The sequence below is a fragment of the Yersinia vastinensis genome, assembly GCF_044905075.1.
GTDB classification, from domain to species: domain Bacteria; phylum Pseudomonadota; class Gammaproteobacteria; order Enterobacterales; family Enterobacteriaceae; genus Yersinia; species Yersinia vastinensis.
Genome location: NZ_CP173260.1, coordinates 4,470,557 through 4,486,506 on the forward strand (window position 1 = coordinate 4,470,557; position 15,950 = coordinate 4,486,506).

The window sequence follows — 15,950 nt, forward strand, 5'->3', positions numbered from 1 at the left end:
TTGAAATTGATAAATGGAGCATAATCAATGCAAATTCATATAAAAACCTTGGCGGCAAGCATCATTTTGGCATCTTCAGTAGCGGGTATGGCACACGCGGCAGAGTCATCTTCCTCGGACAAATCCACACTCACCAAACCTTCCGCAGACAAAATCGTTATCGCGCATCGTGGTGCCAGTGGCTATTTACCTGAGCACTCTCTGCCAGCCAAAGCTATGGCCTACGCACAAGGTTCCGATTATCTTGAACAAGACTTGGTGATGACCAAAGATAATGAGTTAGTGGTTCTGCATGACCATTATCTGGATCGAGTGACAGATGTTGCCGACCGCTTCCCTGACCGCGCACGTAAGGATGGTCGTTATTACGCCATTGATTTTACACTGCCAGAGATCAAGTCACTGAAATTTACCGAAGGCTTTGATATTGGTAAAGATGGCAAAAAAGTACAGAGCTTCCCAGGCCGCTTCCCTATGGGCAAATCAGACTTCCGTGTGCACACCTTCCAGGAAGAGATTGAATTTGTTCAGGGGCTAAATCATTCAACCGGTAAAAACATTGGTATTTATCCTGAAATCAAAGCACCTTGGTTCCATCAGCAAGAAGGGAAAGATATTTCCACCAAGGTGTTGGAAGTGCTCAAACAATACGGTTACACCACCAAAGCAGATAAAGTTTATCTGCAATGTTTTGATGCAAATGAATTAAAACGTATCAAGAACGAACTGGAACCGAAGATGGGCATGAACCTGAAACTGGTTCAACTGGTGGCCTATACCGACTGGAATGAGACCTACGAACAGAAAGCTGACGGCAAGTGGGTTAATTACAGCTACGACTGGATGTTCAAGCCGGGCGCGATGAAACAAGTCGCGCAATACGCTGACGGCATCGGTCCTGACTACCATATGTTGGTTGTGGAAAGCTCTACACCAGATAACATCAAGTTGACCAATATGGTGAAAGAAGCCCATGCCAGCAATATGATGGTTCATCCGTATACCATCCGGGCTGATAAACTGCCGAAATACGCCACCGACGTTAATCAGTTGTTCGATATTATCTACAATCAAGCACAGGTTGACGGTGTCTTTACTGACTTCCCTGATAAAGGGGTGCAGTTCCTGCAAAAACAGGGGCAACATCAGTAAGCTGATGGTCTGACATTCCCTAGAATATGAAAATGGCGCACTTATAATGAGTGCGCCATTTTTTTGTTTATCGCTCTATTTTACTCTACCCAAGAGATTCCGAGTTGCGGGTAGGCGGCAACATCCCTACGGATTGAAAGATGAAATAATGAATTACTTATCTGTCCCTAAAAACATCTTGCGCAGATAGTGTGGCACCGCGTCATCAACATTTGAGCCAATCACTTCCAAGTTCGGCAACATATCTTTCAGGCGCTGATGCGCATCACGCATAATGCAGCCTTTGCCAGACATAGACAGCATTTCCAAATCATTCATACCATCACCAAACGCGATACACTCCTTCAGTGAATAACCAATGATTTTGGCAACTTGCTCAAGCGCGTGGCCCTTAGAGACCCCGCCGCCCATCACTTCCAAACATGTCGGGAAGGAGAAACTGACATTCACGCGATCGCCCCAACGTGCATTGATGGCTTCTTCCAAAATCAATAATTTGTCATGATCTTCACAAGTGAAGTAAACCTTACATACCCCTTCAGTGGGCAATAAAGCCGGCTCGAACACTTGATAGTTAAACACCGATTCGCGGAAAAACTCTTTCTGCGCCGGGCTTTCCCGGTTCATATACCACTCATCATTCAAATAAACGTTGGTCAGAATATCCGGATTATGGTGCTCAATGTTGTACAAATCATGGGCAATATCGGCATCAAGGTTATGACTGAAAATCAGCTCCCCTGCCGTGTTATGTACGCGCGCGCCGTTGGAAGTGATCATAAAGGCGCTGATCTCTAGGCTATCGCGAATTTGCGCCACATCAATGTGATGGCGGCCGGTCGCAAACACAAAGTGCACATCACGCTGTGTCAGCAGCTTCAGTGTCTCTTTGGCATAGGGCGTCAGGATGTGGTCAGGTGACAGCAAAGTGCCATCTAAATCGGAAGCAACAACATGATACATAGCGGTATGTTCTAACCTCTGGTGACGTCGGGGTCTACTGGCCGACTGATTGTTTTGTGTTGCGCAAAAAAGCGCAATATGGCGCCTAGCGCCTCGGCACGCAGTGTGTCCCGCTCGAACAGGATCTCATGGCGTGCGCCGTGAATGACCATAGGCTGCCCCCCTTCGCAAGGGTGCCCCGCCAGAGTCATTGCCTGAGAAAAAGCGTCGTGGGCCGGGTTATGAACCACCCGATCCTCGCTGGCCTGCAATAACAGGACCGGCGTCGTAATTTTGTCTGCCTCGGCAATAATTTGCTCACCCACCAACAGGCTTTCGCGGATCCAATGATACGTTGGCCCGCCCACACGGATTTCGGGGGTATCAGCATATTGGCGCAAATAGCGGCGATAGCGCTCGCGGCTGTGAGTCAACATATTGACCAGATACGGCAGTGGTCGCCACTGGCCCGTGCCAATGGCGTAATAATCTCGCAGCTTTTGGTGCCCTTCGGCCCAGTCGACAATACGGTGGGCCAGCCAGCCCGGCATCGGCAAATGGATACCAAACATCGGCGCGCAGAGTGCAACAGCATCAAACGCCTGCGGCTCTCTTGCCAAAAAACGTGTCAGAATTGCGCCACCCATGGAATGAGCTAAAGCAAAGCGCTGCTGATAATGGCTATCCGTTAATTCACGCTGCACTAACTGCGAAAAATCTTCAATATAATCATCGAACTTGATCACATGACCACGATTATGATCTTCCAGTAGCCGCCCGGATTTACCCTGCCCGCGATGATCCAGCACAATGACATCAAAACCCTGCTGAAAAAGATCATAGGCTACTTCAGGATATTTAACGTAACTTTCAATGCGGCCGGGCACGACCACCACCACGCGGGTATGTTGCGGTGCGCAAAAGCGGACGTAGCGAATAGGGATATTATCGACCCCAATAAATTCATCTTCATCACGCTGCTGCCAAAAATCTAACAATGGCCCGTTAACAAAAGCAGCAAACTGCTCTTCGCGGGTCAGCCAGTTATTCATATGATTATCTAACGGCATAGCATCGCTCGCTGTTCAGTGAACAAATCATCATTCTGTGAGCCGTAGCACAACTATTAGCAATGGAGTATTGTGGCATAAAATTGCACATTCAGGGAGTTTTGCCGATGACCTTAGACTGGTGGCTAACCTATTTGCTGACAACACTGATCCTCAGTTTGTCCCCCGGCTCAGGTGCTATTAACACCATGAGCACCGCTATCAGCCATGGTACTCGCGGAGTTGTTGCCTCAATCTGCGGATTACAGCTTGGGCTAGCGGTACATATTGTGCTGGTTGGCGTGGGCCTTGGCGCATTGATTTCACAATCTTTATTGGCATTTGAAATCTTAAAATGGCTCGGGGCGGCGTATTTAATCTGGCTCGGCATTCAGCAATGGCGTGCAGCGGGCGCACTGGATCTGCATGCACTGGCCAACAGCATGCCACGGCGTAAGCTCTTTAAACGCGCAGTGTTTGTTAACCTGACCAACCCGAAAAGCATTGTTTTTCTGGCCGCGTTATTCCCACAATTTGTGCTGCCGCATCAACCGCAGGTGGCGCAATATCTGATTCTTGGCTGCACCAGTGTGATTGTCGATATCATTGTGATGATTGGCTATGCCACTCTGGCAACACGAATTGCTGGCTGGATTAAATCACCACACCAAATGAAATTACTGAATCGAGTATTTGGCGGCCTATTTATGCTGGTCGGTGCATTACTGGCCACCGCCAGAAAAGTATAAGATGAGTGGCCCAACTGACGCTGAACGGTTGGGCTTGTCCATTAGCGGGATAAAATCAGATGAATACCAAAGCCCGCGAATAACACCCCAGCCAAACCATCAATCCATCGGGATAACCGCTGATAGCCACGGCGCATAACCGGCAAGGCAAACACACAAGCCACCACGCTAAACCAGACGAACGTTTCCCCAACAATCAGGACAAATAAACCCCAGCGAGCGCCAGCACTGACATCATCCCCCACAAATAGAGAGAAAACGCTGCCAAAATAAATAACCGCTTTAGGGTTTGAAAGATTGGTCAAAAAACCGCGAATAAAAGTCCGGCCACGGGCAGGCAACACAACGTGCACCTCAGCCTCTGAAGGCTCCCGTTTTGCACGGGCAGATTTTAGCAACTGCCAACCCATCCAGCATAAATACAAGCCACCGCCGACCATAATAATCTGATGCAACCAAGCCATTTTCTGCAAAATCAGATTCAGCCCCATGAGCGCCACACCCGCCCAGATAACAATGCCCAGCGAAATCCCAACCACCCCCATCATCGCCTCACCCCGCGAGCGGCTGGCGGCGGTTTGCGAGACAAAAAAGAAATCTGGCCCTGGGCTCATTAGCGCCACCAAATGCACCAATGCAACTGTCAAAAATAGCATTAACATGGATAGGTTCTCATCGCAGGAAAAGTGATGTGTTAGTCATCGTTATTATCAACATGGTCACGGATCATCGCCATAAACGGCGCGCCAAAACGCTCCAGTTTACGTTGCCCAACACCATTGACACTCAATAGCTCGCTGGCGGTAATGGGCATCTGTTCAGCCATCTCTAGCAAGGTCGCGTCATTAAACACCACATAAGGCGGAATATTGCCCTCATCGGCGATAGATTTACGCAGTTTGCGTAACTTCGCGAACAATTTGCGATCATAATTGCCGCCATAAGATTTCTGGTTGGCACTACTGCGCACTTTTAAGCTCTGAATACGCGGTACAGCCAGTTGTAAGGGTAATTCAGCACGCAGTATCGGACGTGCCGCTTCCGTCAACTGTAAGGCGGAGAACATCGCAATATTTTGGCTCAATAAACCGAGGTGAATAAGCTGACGTAATACACTGACCCAGTGTTCATGGCTTTGTTCGCGGCCAATACCGTACACCGAGAGTTTGTCATGGCCAAATTCACGAATACGCTGATTATTGGCCCCGCGCAATACTTCAACGATATACCCCAAACCAAAACGCTGCCCCACCCGATATACGCATGACAACGCTTTTTGCGCGTCAGCTAGCCCATCGTAGCGCTTTGGTGGGTCAAGGCAGATATCACAGTTACCACAAGATTGCTGTTTGCCCTCACCAAAATAGTTGAGCAAAACCAATCGACGGCAGGTTTGCGCTTCAGCAAAAGCCCCCATCGCATTAAGTTTATGCCGCTCAATATCTTGTTGTGCACCAGCGGGCTTCTCTTCTAGACAGCGGCGCAGCCACGCCATATCTGCCGGGTCATACAGCAGCATGGCTTCTGCGGGTAAACCATCACGCCCCGCACGGCCCGTTTCCTGATAGTAAGACTCAATCGTGCGAGGAATGTCAAAATGCACCACAAAGCGAACGTTAGGTTTGTTTATCCCCATACCGAAAGCCACCGTGGCAACCACGACTTGCAAGTCATCACGCTGAAATGCTTCTTGCACTTGTGCGCGACGTTCATTATCCAGCCCGGCGTGATAAGCGGCTACGCTCAGGCCACGGCTTTGTAAACGAGCGGTGGTGTCTTCCACTTTTGCCCGGCTGTTGCAGTAAATAATGCCACTTTTACCACGCTGGTCTTGGACAAAACGCCACAGTTGATCAAGCGGTTTAAACTTCTCGACCAGCGTGTAGCGGATATTGGGGCGGTCAAAGCTGCTGACCTGAATCAGCGGCTGATCCAAATTGAGCAAACGCACAATATCGCCACGCGTCGCTTCGTCGGCTGTGGCGGTCAGTGCAATAACGGGCAAATCAGGGAAGCGTTGCTTTAACTGGCCCAGAGCACGGTATTCTGGGCGGAAATCATGCCCCCATTGGGAGATACAGTGCGCTTCATCCACCGCCAATAACGCAGGACGCCACTGATGCAGTTGATCAAGAAAACTGTCCATCACCAGACGTTCTGGCGCGATATATAGCAGCTTAATCTGACCGCTGCGACACCCATCCATCACCGCTAATTGCTGTTCACGTGTTTGCGATGAGTTTAAGCACCCCGCCCCCACGCCATAAGCCAGCAGTTGGTCAACCTGATCTTTCATCAGGGAGATTAAAGGAGAAACCACCAGTGTCAGCCCATCTGTCACCAGCGCCGGAATCTGATAACACAAGGATTTACCCCCGCCGGTTGGCATCACTACCAGACAATCTTGTCCTGATAGAGTGGCGTTGATAATTTCCTGTTGTCCGGGCCGGAATTGCTGGTAGCCGAAAGTCTCTCGCAATACTTGCTCTGCCAGTAATTCCCGATTTATCACTGCTGCGGTTGACACACTCTTCCCCAACTATTAGATCTGCACAGGCCGGCTAACCGGCCTGTGTCTAAAACTTTTCTAACGCCGGATGACGTTAAAGGACATCATTCAACATGATACCCATACCCACCCGAGTTTGCCTAAAGTTATAGTCAATCATTGATTCGCCATAACCGCTGAACACTTGGGTATAGAAACGAACATGCTTAGTGATAGGGTAGCTCCAACCCATTTCAGCGCCGCCGTAACCGGTATTCCAGTTATAGTGGCCATCAACACTGAACACACTATTACCCAATGCATAACCGACTTTCAGGCGGTAATAACCCATGTACTTATTGATATCCGGGTTATCATCTTTTTCATCGCTTTCAGGCAGACGATACCAAGGTTTCAGGTCAATTTCCAAGTCACCGCGCTGGGCCATGACACGGGTATAAATACGATCCCAGCTACGTGACGTTGGGTCTGCCTTACCATTTGACTGGTGGTTATAACCAAACTCGACTTCACGGAATGTCCAGCCGGCAAACTCATAATCGGTTGCCCATGCTAGGAATAATTGCGGTTCATAGTTGGTTTCACGGAAAGGCGAAGATTCATCTTTATTGGATGCCTGCCACCAAGAACGCTGGGTGTAGGACGCGCCCAGTAATGAATTATCACCCGCGATACCACGCCAGATCGGAAAGCCTAAACTCAGTTGGAATTTAACTTCGTCCTTTTTGGCATTTTCAGCCCAGTCATAAGAGCTGATGGCGTTTTTATTGATATCACTAGTATAGGTATACAGTAGATAGTTAGTTTCATACGGATAAAGCAGGAATGGATTATCGTGATCCTGCAACATTGCCGCGATAATACTGCCACGCACCGTAGGCGCGTCGTGAATCTTCTCAACCGTTGCGACTTCTGCTTGCGCCAATGCTGGCACCAGTAACAAAGCCATTAATATCTGCCAAAATCTTCCCATTATTCCCCCATCACCTTACGAATTATTTCTATTTGTAATGAAAACAGCTCATTCTACACACAAATGTTATCTGGGATTAGTGTTGTTTATATTTATGATTTAACGACTGGAAAACAACAAAACAGGAGCATAAAATAAACAACTCATTAACTTACAATATTATTGCCTGCCAATAATAACGAAGAGAACAGAGTACAATGCCAGTAACACCCTTAACGCTAGAAGAAGCTCGCCGTGTCATCGGGGAGATTTTTGTCTATCACATGCCATTCAACCGTGAATTAGGTCTGAAACTAACCCGCTTTGAGCAAGATTACGCTGAAATTACTTTCGACAATAATGACAAGCTGGTGGGTAATATTGCGCAAAGAATTCTACATGGTGGCGTTATCGCCGCTGTGCTGGATGTTGCCGCCGGATTAGTTTGCGTTGGTAACAGTCTGGTTCGCCACGAGCCATTGATTCAAGAACAACTGCAAATGAAACTCGCTAAAATGGGGACTATCGATCTGCGTGTCGATTATTTACGCCCCGGTCGTGGTGAGCATTTTATTGCCAGCAGCAGTATTTTACGCAGTGGGAATAAGGTATCAGTGGCTCGAGTTGAGTTACATAATGAACAGCAAATTCATATCGCCAGCGCAACAGCGACCTATCTGGTGGGGTAATTAGACCCAATAGATTTCGAGTTGCAGGTCGGTGGTAACTGAATAAACCCGAGGAGTTGATATCACTCAATGACTTGGGTGAATGATGCTAGCCAGCCCCCTGCATCTTGAAAGATGACAGATATAGACCTTCATCGGTGATGATTAGTCGCTCGAAGTTCAGTACACTCACCGCATCTCCTTTCTTGTTCCGAGCCACACCATGGATAAACAACGAACCCGTCAGGGCATTTTCTTTGCTCTGGCTGCCTATTTTATTTGGGGTATTGCCCCTGCTTATTTCAAGCTAATCCAACAGGTGCCGGCTGACGAAATTTTGACTCATCGGATTATCTGGTCATTTTTCTTTATGCTGATACTGCTTACCGTCAGCCGCAATTGGCCGCAAGTTCGTAGTGCCTGTAGAAATCATAAGCGGCTGTTATTGCTGGCCGTTACCGCCGTATTGATTGCCAGTAACTGGCTATTGTTTATCTGGGCGGTCAACCACAACCATATGCTGGAAGCCAGTTTGGGTTACTTTATTAATCCGTTGGTCAATGTGCTATTTGGCATGCTATTTCTTGGCGAACGTTTTCGTCGGATGCAATGGGTGGCTGTGGCATTGGCTTTTGGCGGTGTGTTAATTCAGCTATGGCAATTTGGCTCATTGCCCGTCATTGGGCTGGGTTTGGCAATCACCTTTGCCTTATATGGCCTGATACGCAAAAAAATTGGGATTGATGCCCAGACGGGCATGCTGGTTGAAACTATGTGGTTATTGCCTATCGCGGCAGTCTATCTGTTCTTTATTGCCGATAGCCCAACCAGCCACCTGAGCGCCAATACCTGGTCTCTGAATATCTTATTAGCCGCCGCCGGGGTGATAACCACTATTCCGCTGCTGTTCTTCACCGCTGCGGCTACCCGTTTGCGCCTGTCTACGCTGGGCTTCTTCCAGTATTTGGGGCCAACACTGATGTTTATTCTGGCAGTAACCTTCTACGGAGAGACTATCGGTAACGATAAAATGGTGACTTTCGCCTTTATCTGGGCGGCATTGTTACTGTTTACGCTAGATGCGCTCTACACCCAACGCAAGCTACGTACCTAACCATCACGCTCCCCCAAGAACTGGAGTTGCAGCTAACGCCTGCAACTCCAAGCGTCAGACTAAAGCCAGTTTTTACGTTTGAAATACAGGTATGGCGCTAAACCGGCAATAATCATCAAGCTAATTGCCCCTGGGTAACCGAACGACCAGCGCAGCTCAGGCATAAACTCAAAGTTCATCCCGTAGCTGGATGCCACCAGTGTTGGAGGCAGGAAGACCACCGAGACCACTGAGAAGATCTTGATAATGCGGTTCTGCTCGATATTGATAAAGCCCATCGCCGCCTGCATCAGGAAGTTAACTTTCTGGAACAGGGATTCATTATGTGGCAACAGAGATTCGATATCGCGCAGGACCTCGCGTGCCTGTTCCAATTGGCTGCTTGGCAAACGCGCTTTGCGTACCAGAAAATTCAGCGCCCGCTGAGTATCCATCAGACACAATCGAACTTTCCAGCCGATATCTTCCTGCTCTGCTAAGGTAGATAGCGCCGCATCATACTCATCACCTTGCTGGCCTTCCATAATGACGCGGCTCAGTGCTTCCAAATCGCTGTAAATATTTTCGATTTCATCAGCTAGCTGTTCAATTTTGGTTTCGAACAGATCCAACAACAGTTCATAAGCATTGCCATCAACCAGCGTCTGGTTACGTGCACGCATACGGTACAACCGAAATGCCGGTAATTCGCGCTCACGCAGGGTATAGAGACGGCCATCACGGATAGTAAATGCTACAGTCGAGTTACCGGCGTGGTCTTCTGCATCTTCGTAGTAGAAGAAGGAGTGGATATGCAGACCATCCTCATCTTCAAAGAATCGTGCGGAGGCTTCGATATCATCCAGCTCTGGCCGAGTGGCCAGGCTTTGCCCCAATTCAGACTGGACGCGTTCCCGCTCCCCCTCTTCCGGCTCGACTAAATCGACCCAAAGTGAGGTAGTCAGGTCATCTGATTCATCCAGCTCCAAACGGGATAAGCGATTGTTACTTAATTTAAATGCGCTCAGCATGTGCCAAAACTCCCTTGCGGTGTGGATAGGGGAAACGCATTGAAGCACAGAAACAGGTGAGTATTGAAATACCGTTTGTTTCAGACCATAAGGAGATCTGACTCAAAGCGACGGTTTAGCGGGGTCGCTGACAACCACGAAGGCTATCAGCAAAGATGAGGATAGCCTTAGAAGTTGCACCATATGAACAGGTTTTTGAGCCAGTATCTACTGGGTGTGTCCAAGGCGAATGTCCTCATCAAGAATAGTGCGCGCATGTTACGCCGAGAAGAAAAAGACTGTCAACCGGTTAAAAGTAGGTACTCCCTAACGAATATCAGAAAGTGCGACGTAGAGTGATGTGAGTAAAAAAAACCGAGGCCTACAGCAGCCTCGGTTTTGTGTACCCTGCATCTTCATTCAACCAATAATCAGGCAAAATTCACAAACAGGCTTTCCCTTTGGTATTGGCAAATATCAACGTTTTATATTTTTAAACTGCTTAGTGGTGTCTGTCAGTGCAATTTCGGTCGGTAACCGCTCCATAGAACTGGCACCGTAGAATCCATCACATTGTGGGCAATTATCCATGATGTACTGAGCGTCTTCCGGGGTCGAAATTGGCCCGCCGTGGCACAAGACAATAATATCCTCACGCACAGCTTTTGCTGCGGCCGCCCACTCATTAATCAATGGCACGCAATCGGCCAATTTCAGCGCCGTATCAGCACCAATATTACCGCCGGTCGTCAGCCCCATATGAGGAACAATAATATCGGCCCCCGCTTGCGTCATGGCGACAGCATCCGCCGCACTGAAGACATAAGGCGTCGTCAGCAAATCTTTTTCATGAGCCAAGCGGATCATTTCTACTTCAAGGCCATAACCCATGCCCGTTTCTTCAAGATTTGCGCGGAAGTTACCATCAATTAAACCAACGGTTGGGAAGTTCTGCACGCCAGAAAAACCCAAGTCTTTCAACTGGTCCAAAAAGTGATCGAACTGGCAGAATGGGTCTGTGCCATTCACACCAGCCAGTACCGGTGTATTTTTGACGACTGGCAGTACCTCTTTGGCCATGTCGACCACGATTTCATTGGCATTGCCATACGCAAGCAACCCCGCCAGCGAACCACGCCCCGCCATACGGTAACGGCCTGAGTTATAGATAACGATTAAATCAATACCACCCGCTTCTTCACATTTGGCTGACAACCCCGTTCCCGCACCGCCGCCGATAATGGGTTCGCGACGGGCAATCATGTCCCGGAACTTGGCTAATATGGCCTGACGCTGAAATTTTGGCATATGTTTCTCCCCTAATTAAATGGCCCTAATGGGTTGGGCTTTTTGCTATTTCTTTAAAGTTTTCTACCGCAGCCTGTGCAAATTCAGGATCATTAATATTGAACGGATAATGCACTAAGCGGCGTTTGTCGGTTTGAATAACGGTCTCTTCCAGTGTTTGAATAAAGGCTTTCAGGGCTTTTTCATCCCAGAACGGCTGACCGGGAGCATCCAATGCCGAGAAGCCGCCCTCTGGAATTAAGAAGCGCACCTCCCCCTGACAACGATTGAGTTTCTCGCCAATCCAACGCGCCATTTGGATATTTTCTTGCTCAGTGGTGCGCATTAACGTGACTTGCGCATTATGTTTATAGAATAAACGGTCTGAATATTTTGCAGGAATGGTTGCTGGGCTACCAAAATTGACCATATCCAAGGCACCACAGGAGCCGACGTAAGGGATATTAGTGTGGGCAATAGCATCGAATCGTTCTGGCCCACAGGCTAATACGCCATCAAATAACAAGTCACACACTTCGGTGGTGGTCAGGTCCAGCGCTCCGGCTAATAAGCCACTTTCAGCTAATTTTTCCATCGCCTTACCGCCACTGCCCGTGGCGTGGAAAACCAGACAATCATATTCTGACGACAATGCCGCACTGACCGCCTGGATACAGGGAGTGGTTACGCCAAACATGGTCAACCCCAGCGCCGGCTTGTCATCGGTTGCCACCTCAGCTTTGGCAAAGTAAACCGCTCCGGCAATTTGATGGGCGGCATTACTCAATACTCGGCGAGAAATACGATTAAGTCCGGCAATATCGGTGACTGAATACATCATGGCGATATCACTCGCGCCGATATAACCGGAAACATCACCCGAAGCCATAGTAGAAACCATCAGTTTAGGAATACCGATGGGCAAACTTTGCATTGCAGGAGTGATTAATGCCGTGCCGCCAGATCCCCCCAGACCTAACAGTGCAGCAACATCCTCACGGCTATTAATAAACCCCTCGAAAGCCAGCGCCATTGCACTTATCGCCCGCCCTCGATCACCACAAAAGACCGCTTGTCGTCCATCCGGGTGATAGCTCGCGACCATCTCAGCCGAGATATCCGCACCACTGGCCCGTGGACCTTCTTTCGTCGATAAATCAACCGTGACTGTCGTCAAGCCGGTGGCTTTAATCAATTCACTGACATATGTCAGCTCTTCACCTTTGGTATCTGTCGTGGTCGCAATATAAATTTGACGAGGCATCTGAACATCCTTCTATGAATGCGCTAACAGCTCACTTTTTATTGGATATTTATGTTCTTTCACTGCTGGACAATGAAGAGAGTTGGTTAAGATGAAACCATATTGAGACTGTAGTATCATTTGCGCAAAGTGCATTGTTCAATTATGAGACTCTAGTCTCATAATTAGTTTGAATACAGGGTTCTTTCGTGGCGATGTGTGCAAACGGTTTGTTATAGTGAGAACAAAGACGACCAGTCCCTCAGGAGGGACCGTGAATAATCAGGGTAAACAAGAGCGCGCTTCTCCCTCGTTAACCACCATCAGGGCCAGAACCCGGCGGTTACTCATCGACACCGAAATGTCGATGTACGAGCAAGGCGCGTTTCCATCCATAACCGAAGTGGCCAATGCCGCTCAACTTTCCCGTGCTACGGCTTATCGCTATTTCCCAACACAAAGTGCGCTGGTTTCTGCCATGGTTGACGAAAGCCTTGGCCCGATATTGTCGTGGAAACCGACCCAACCCGATGCTCGTCAACGCATTGCTGAGTTACTCTCCTTTGCTTATCCGCGCATGTTGCAACACGAAGGCGTGCTGCGAGCCGCGTTGCATCTCTCATTACAGCAATGGGCTGATAACCGTAATCATCCAAACGATGAAGAAAAGTTAGTTCGTGGTAACCGTAAGCGGCTACTAAAGTTGGCCGTCGAGCCATTGGAAGGCAAGCTGGCACCAGAAGCACTGCAACGGGTAATCCATGCCTTTTCATTAATTTACGGGTCAGAAGTTTTTATGGTGCTCAAAGATATTTGGCACTTAGATGAAGCAGGAATTCAGGATGTCACTCAATGGATGGGCAAAGCTATTTTGTTGCAGGCGGAAACCGATGCACGTCTAGCCGCTCAGGATGAAAGCGAAAAACGCTAACACCGCTGCGGCGCCAAGGCCACAGGGTTGACCCAAAGTCATTGGTGTTGCAGCAAGGCAGCAAATGAACGCAGCCCGATGAGCTTACTCAGGTAAGTGATTCGGGTAAGTGAATGCCGCTAACACCGCTGCGGCGCCAAGGCCGCAGGGTAAACTTAAACCGCTTCTAATCTGGCATAGGCCGCTACAAGCCACTTAATCCCCTCTCCGGGGAAAGCAACCTGCAACCGGCTGTGCTCGCCACTGCCTTCCAAATTAACCACGGTGCCCTCGCCAAATTTAGGGTGGCGTACGCGCTGCCCTAATGAGAAACCACTGTCATTTTCATTCATCGGTGTCCCCATGCGACGGTGATTGACCGGGCGAGAGACGGTGGCACGCAGCCGCACTTCTTCAACACATTCTTGTGGCAGTTCACCGATAAAACGTGATGGGCGGTGATTGACTTCTTTGCCATACAGACGGCGGCTCTCTGCATAGCAGAGCGTCAGTTTTTGCATAGCACGGGTAACACCAACATAGGCTAGCCGGCGCTCTTCTTCCAAACGGCCACCTTCATCCAGTGACATTTGGCTCGGGAACATCCCTTCTTCCATTCCGACGATGAATACCTGCGGGAATTCCAAACCTTTCGCTGAATGAAGAGTCATCAATTGCACTGCATCCTGATAAGCATCGGCCTGCCCCTCTCCGGCTTCCAGCGCGGCATGGGAGAGAAACGCCTGTAGCGGCATCAGATCCTGATCTTCATCCTGATAACTGTATTGGCGCGTAGCATTAACCAACTCTTCAAGGTTCTCAATACGTGCCTGACCTTTTTCGCCTTTTTCCTGCTCGTACATTGACCACAGGCCAGAGTCACGAATAACGCGATCAGTTTGCACATGCAGTGGCATATCGGCGGTTTCATGGGACAGCGAGTCCACCAGCTCAACAAAACGTTGCAACGCGGAAGCTGCACGGCCCGCCAGCACTTTTTCCTGTAACATAGCTCGAGTTGATTGCCACAAGGTTAACTGGCGGTCACGGGCGGTTTGACGTACCACATCTAAGGTACGATCCCCAATGCCGCGGGTCGGTGTATTGACCACTCGCTCAAAAGCGGCATCATCATTACGATTGGAAATTAAGCGTAAATAAGCCAATGCATCTTTAATTTCCTGACGCTCGAAGAAGCGCTGACCGCCATAAATACGGTATGGCATCGCTGCCTGCAATAAAGCCTCTTCCAGCACACGTGACTGGGCGTTGCTTCGATACAAGATGGCGCAATCATTCAACGCACCGCCGTTGTCTTGCCAAACTTTAATGCGGTTAACCACAAAACGGGCTTCATCCAACTCATTAAAGGCACAATAGAGCGAGATAGGCTCGCCTTCGGCTCCTTCTGTCCACAGGTTTTTGCCCATGCGACCATCGTTGTTGGCAATCAAGGCGTTAGCAGCCGTCAGGATATTGCTGGTCGAGCGATAATTCTGCTCCAGACGGATAGTTTCAGCGCCAGGGAAATCTTTCAGGAAGCGTTGGATATTCTCAACCTGTGCCCCACGCCAGCCATAGATTGACTGGTCGTCATCGCCGACGATCATTACATTGGAGCGCTCGCCAGCCAGTAGCCGAATCCAAGCGTATTGAATATTGTTGGTGTCTTGGAACTCATCCACCAGAATATTGGTAAAACGTTCACGATAATGATTAAGAATATGCGGTTTGTTCAACCACAGTTCGTGGGCGCGCAGCAGCAACTCGGCAAAATCGACCAGCCCCGCGCGATCACAAGCTTCCTGATAAGCTTGGTAGATGCGCAACCAAGTGGCTTCAACCGGATTACCGTAGCTTTCAATGTGCTGCGGGCGTAACCCTTCGTCTTTTTTGCCGTTGATGTACCACATTGCCTGACGTGGAGGCCATTGTTTTTCATCTAAATTCAATGCCTTAACTAAACGTTTCAATAAACGTAGTTGGTCATCGCTATCAAGAATTTGGAAATCCTGCGGCAAATTGGCATCCATATGGTGGGCGCGCAGCAGACGGTGCGCTAGCCCATGGAAAGTCCCAATCCACATCCCCCCCTGACTGGTGCCAATCAAATGCTCAATGCGATGGCGCATTTCAGCGGCTGCTTTATTGGTGAAAGTCACCGCGATAATGGAATAGGGAGAAGCGTTTTCGACCGACAATAGCCAAGCAATTCGATGAACCAGTACTCGAGTTTTGCCACTGCCCGCACCGGCCAGTACCAACAGGTTGCAGCGTGGCGCAGCCACGGCTTCGCGTTGTTTTTCATTTAGGCTGTCGAGCAGATCAGAAACGTCCATAGGCACCGTTCATCGGGTAAGGGAAAATAGCTAAATCGCCGGTTATC

Annotated in this window: 14 protein-coding genes; 5 read left to right on the forward strand and 9 right to left on the reverse strand. The window is 49.0% G+C overall.

Annotated features, from left to right (window positions below; translation table 11 throughout):
- Positions 1 to 27: 27 nt before the first annotated feature.
- Entirely contained in the window at positions 28 to 1,152 is a 1,125-nt protein-coding gene (gene glpQ, locus ACIOG0_RS20700) for a glycerophosphodiester phosphodiesterase (RefSeq protein ID WP_050100974.1), read from the forward strand.
- A 153-nt stretch (positions 1,153 to 1,305) separates the two neighbouring features.
- Here glpQ and yigL read toward each other — a convergent pair whose 3' ends face one another.
- Positions 1,306 to 2,115, reverse strand: coding sequence for a sugar/pyridoxal phosphate phosphatase YigL (gene yigL, locus ACIOG0_RS20705; protein WP_050100973.1), 810 nt, complete (start codon positions 2,113 to 2,115; stop codon positions 1,306 to 1,308).
- 11 nt (positions 2,116 to 2,126) lie between these two features.
- On the reverse strand, positions 2,127 to 3,164 hold the full coding sequence (gene pldB / locus ACIOG0_RS20710; RefSeq protein ID WP_050100972.1) for a lysophospholipase L2: 1,038 nt from the start codon (positions 3,162 to 3,164) through the stop codon (positions 2,127 to 2,129).
- A gap of 107 nt (positions 3,165 to 3,271) precedes the next feature.
- Between pldB and rhtB the strand changes: the two genes are divergently transcribed.
- Positions 3,272 to 3,892, forward strand: a complete 621-nt coding sequence (gene rhtB, locus ACIOG0_RS20715) for a homoserine/homoserine lactone efflux protein (RefSeq protein ID WP_050100971.1) — start codon at positions 3,272 to 3,274, stop codon at positions 3,890 to 3,892.
- 41 nt (positions 3,893 to 3,933) lie between these two features.
- Here rhtB and rhtC read toward each other — a convergent pair whose 3' ends face one another.
- From rhtC to pldA, 3 genes are all read right to left on the reverse strand, one after another.
- Complete coding sequence (rhtC, locus tag ACIOG0_RS20720) at positions 3,934 to 4,554, reverse strand: threonine export protein RhtC (protein WP_050141120.1); 621 nt, start codon at positions 4,552 to 4,554, stop codon at positions 3,934 to 3,936.
- A gap of 32 nt (positions 4,555 to 4,586) precedes the next feature.
- A complete protein-coding gene (gene recQ, locus ACIOG0_RS20725; RefSeq protein WP_050100969.1) occupies positions 4,587 to 6,419 on the reverse strand; it encodes an ATP-dependent DNA helicase RecQ in 1,833 nt (610 codons plus the stop codon).
- 76 nt (positions 6,420 to 6,495) lie between these two features.
- Complete coding sequence (pldA, locus tag ACIOG0_RS20730; protein ID WP_050100968.1) at positions 6,496 to 7,374, reverse strand: phospholipase A; 879 nt, start codon at positions 7,372 to 7,374, stop codon at positions 6,496 to 6,498.
- A gap of 197 nt (positions 7,375 to 7,571) precedes the next feature.
- Between pldA and ACIOG0_RS20735 the strand changes: the two genes are divergently transcribed.
- Positions 7,572 to 8,042 (forward strand): thioesterase family protein, encoded by a 471-nt coding sequence (locus tag ACIOG0_RS20735; protein WP_050100967.1) that lies wholly within the window; start codon positions 7,572 to 7,574, stop codon positions 8,040 to 8,042.
- A 202-nt stretch (positions 8,043 to 8,244) separates the two neighbouring features.
- Entirely contained in the window at positions 8,245 to 9,135 is an 891-nt protein-coding gene (gene rarD, locus ACIOG0_RS20740; RefSeq protein ID WP_050100966.1) for an EamA family transporter RarD, read from the forward strand.
- 59 nt (positions 9,136 to 9,194) lie between these two features.
- On the opposite strand, the gene corA is transcribed toward rarD, so the two are convergent.
- The 3 genes from corA to ACIOG0_RS20755 form a co-directional block, all read right to left on the reverse strand.
- Positions 9,195 to 10,145 (reverse strand): magnesium/cobalt transporter CorA, encoded by a 951-nt coding sequence (corA, locus tag ACIOG0_RS20745; RefSeq protein WP_050100965.1) that lies wholly within the window; start codon positions 10,143 to 10,145, stop codon positions 9,195 to 9,197.
- Positions 10,146 to 10,601: 456 nt separating this feature from the next.
- Positions 10,602 to 11,432 (reverse strand): phosphoenolpyruvate hydrolase family protein, encoded by an 831-nt coding sequence (locus ACIOG0_RS20750; RefSeq protein WP_050100964.1) that lies wholly within the window; start codon positions 11,430 to 11,432, stop codon positions 10,602 to 10,604.
- A 25-nt stretch (positions 11,433 to 11,457) separates the two neighbouring features.
- Complete coding sequence (locus ACIOG0_RS20755; RefSeq protein WP_050141119.1) at positions 11,458 to 12,675, reverse strand: Tm-1-like ATP-binding domain-containing protein; 1,218 nt, start codon at positions 12,673 to 12,675, stop codon at positions 11,458 to 11,460.
- 253 nt (positions 12,676 to 12,928) lie between these two features.
- Between ACIOG0_RS20755 and ACIOG0_RS20760 the strand changes: the two genes are divergently transcribed.
- Complete coding sequence (locus tag ACIOG0_RS20760) at positions 12,929 to 13,585, forward strand: TetR/AcrR family transcriptional regulator (RefSeq protein WP_404704908.1); 657 nt, start codon at positions 12,929 to 12,931, stop codon at positions 13,583 to 13,585.
- Positions 13,586 to 13,740: 155 nt separating this feature from the next.
- Here the strand turns inward: ACIOG0_RS20760 and uvrD are convergent, their stop codons facing one another.
- Positions 13,741 to 15,903 (reverse strand): DNA helicase II, encoded by a 2,163-nt coding sequence (uvrD, locus tag ACIOG0_RS20765; RefSeq protein WP_050100961.1) that lies wholly within the window; start codon positions 15,901 to 15,903, stop codon positions 13,741 to 13,743.
- Between the last annotated feature and the right edge of the window lie 47 nt (positions 15,904 to 15,950).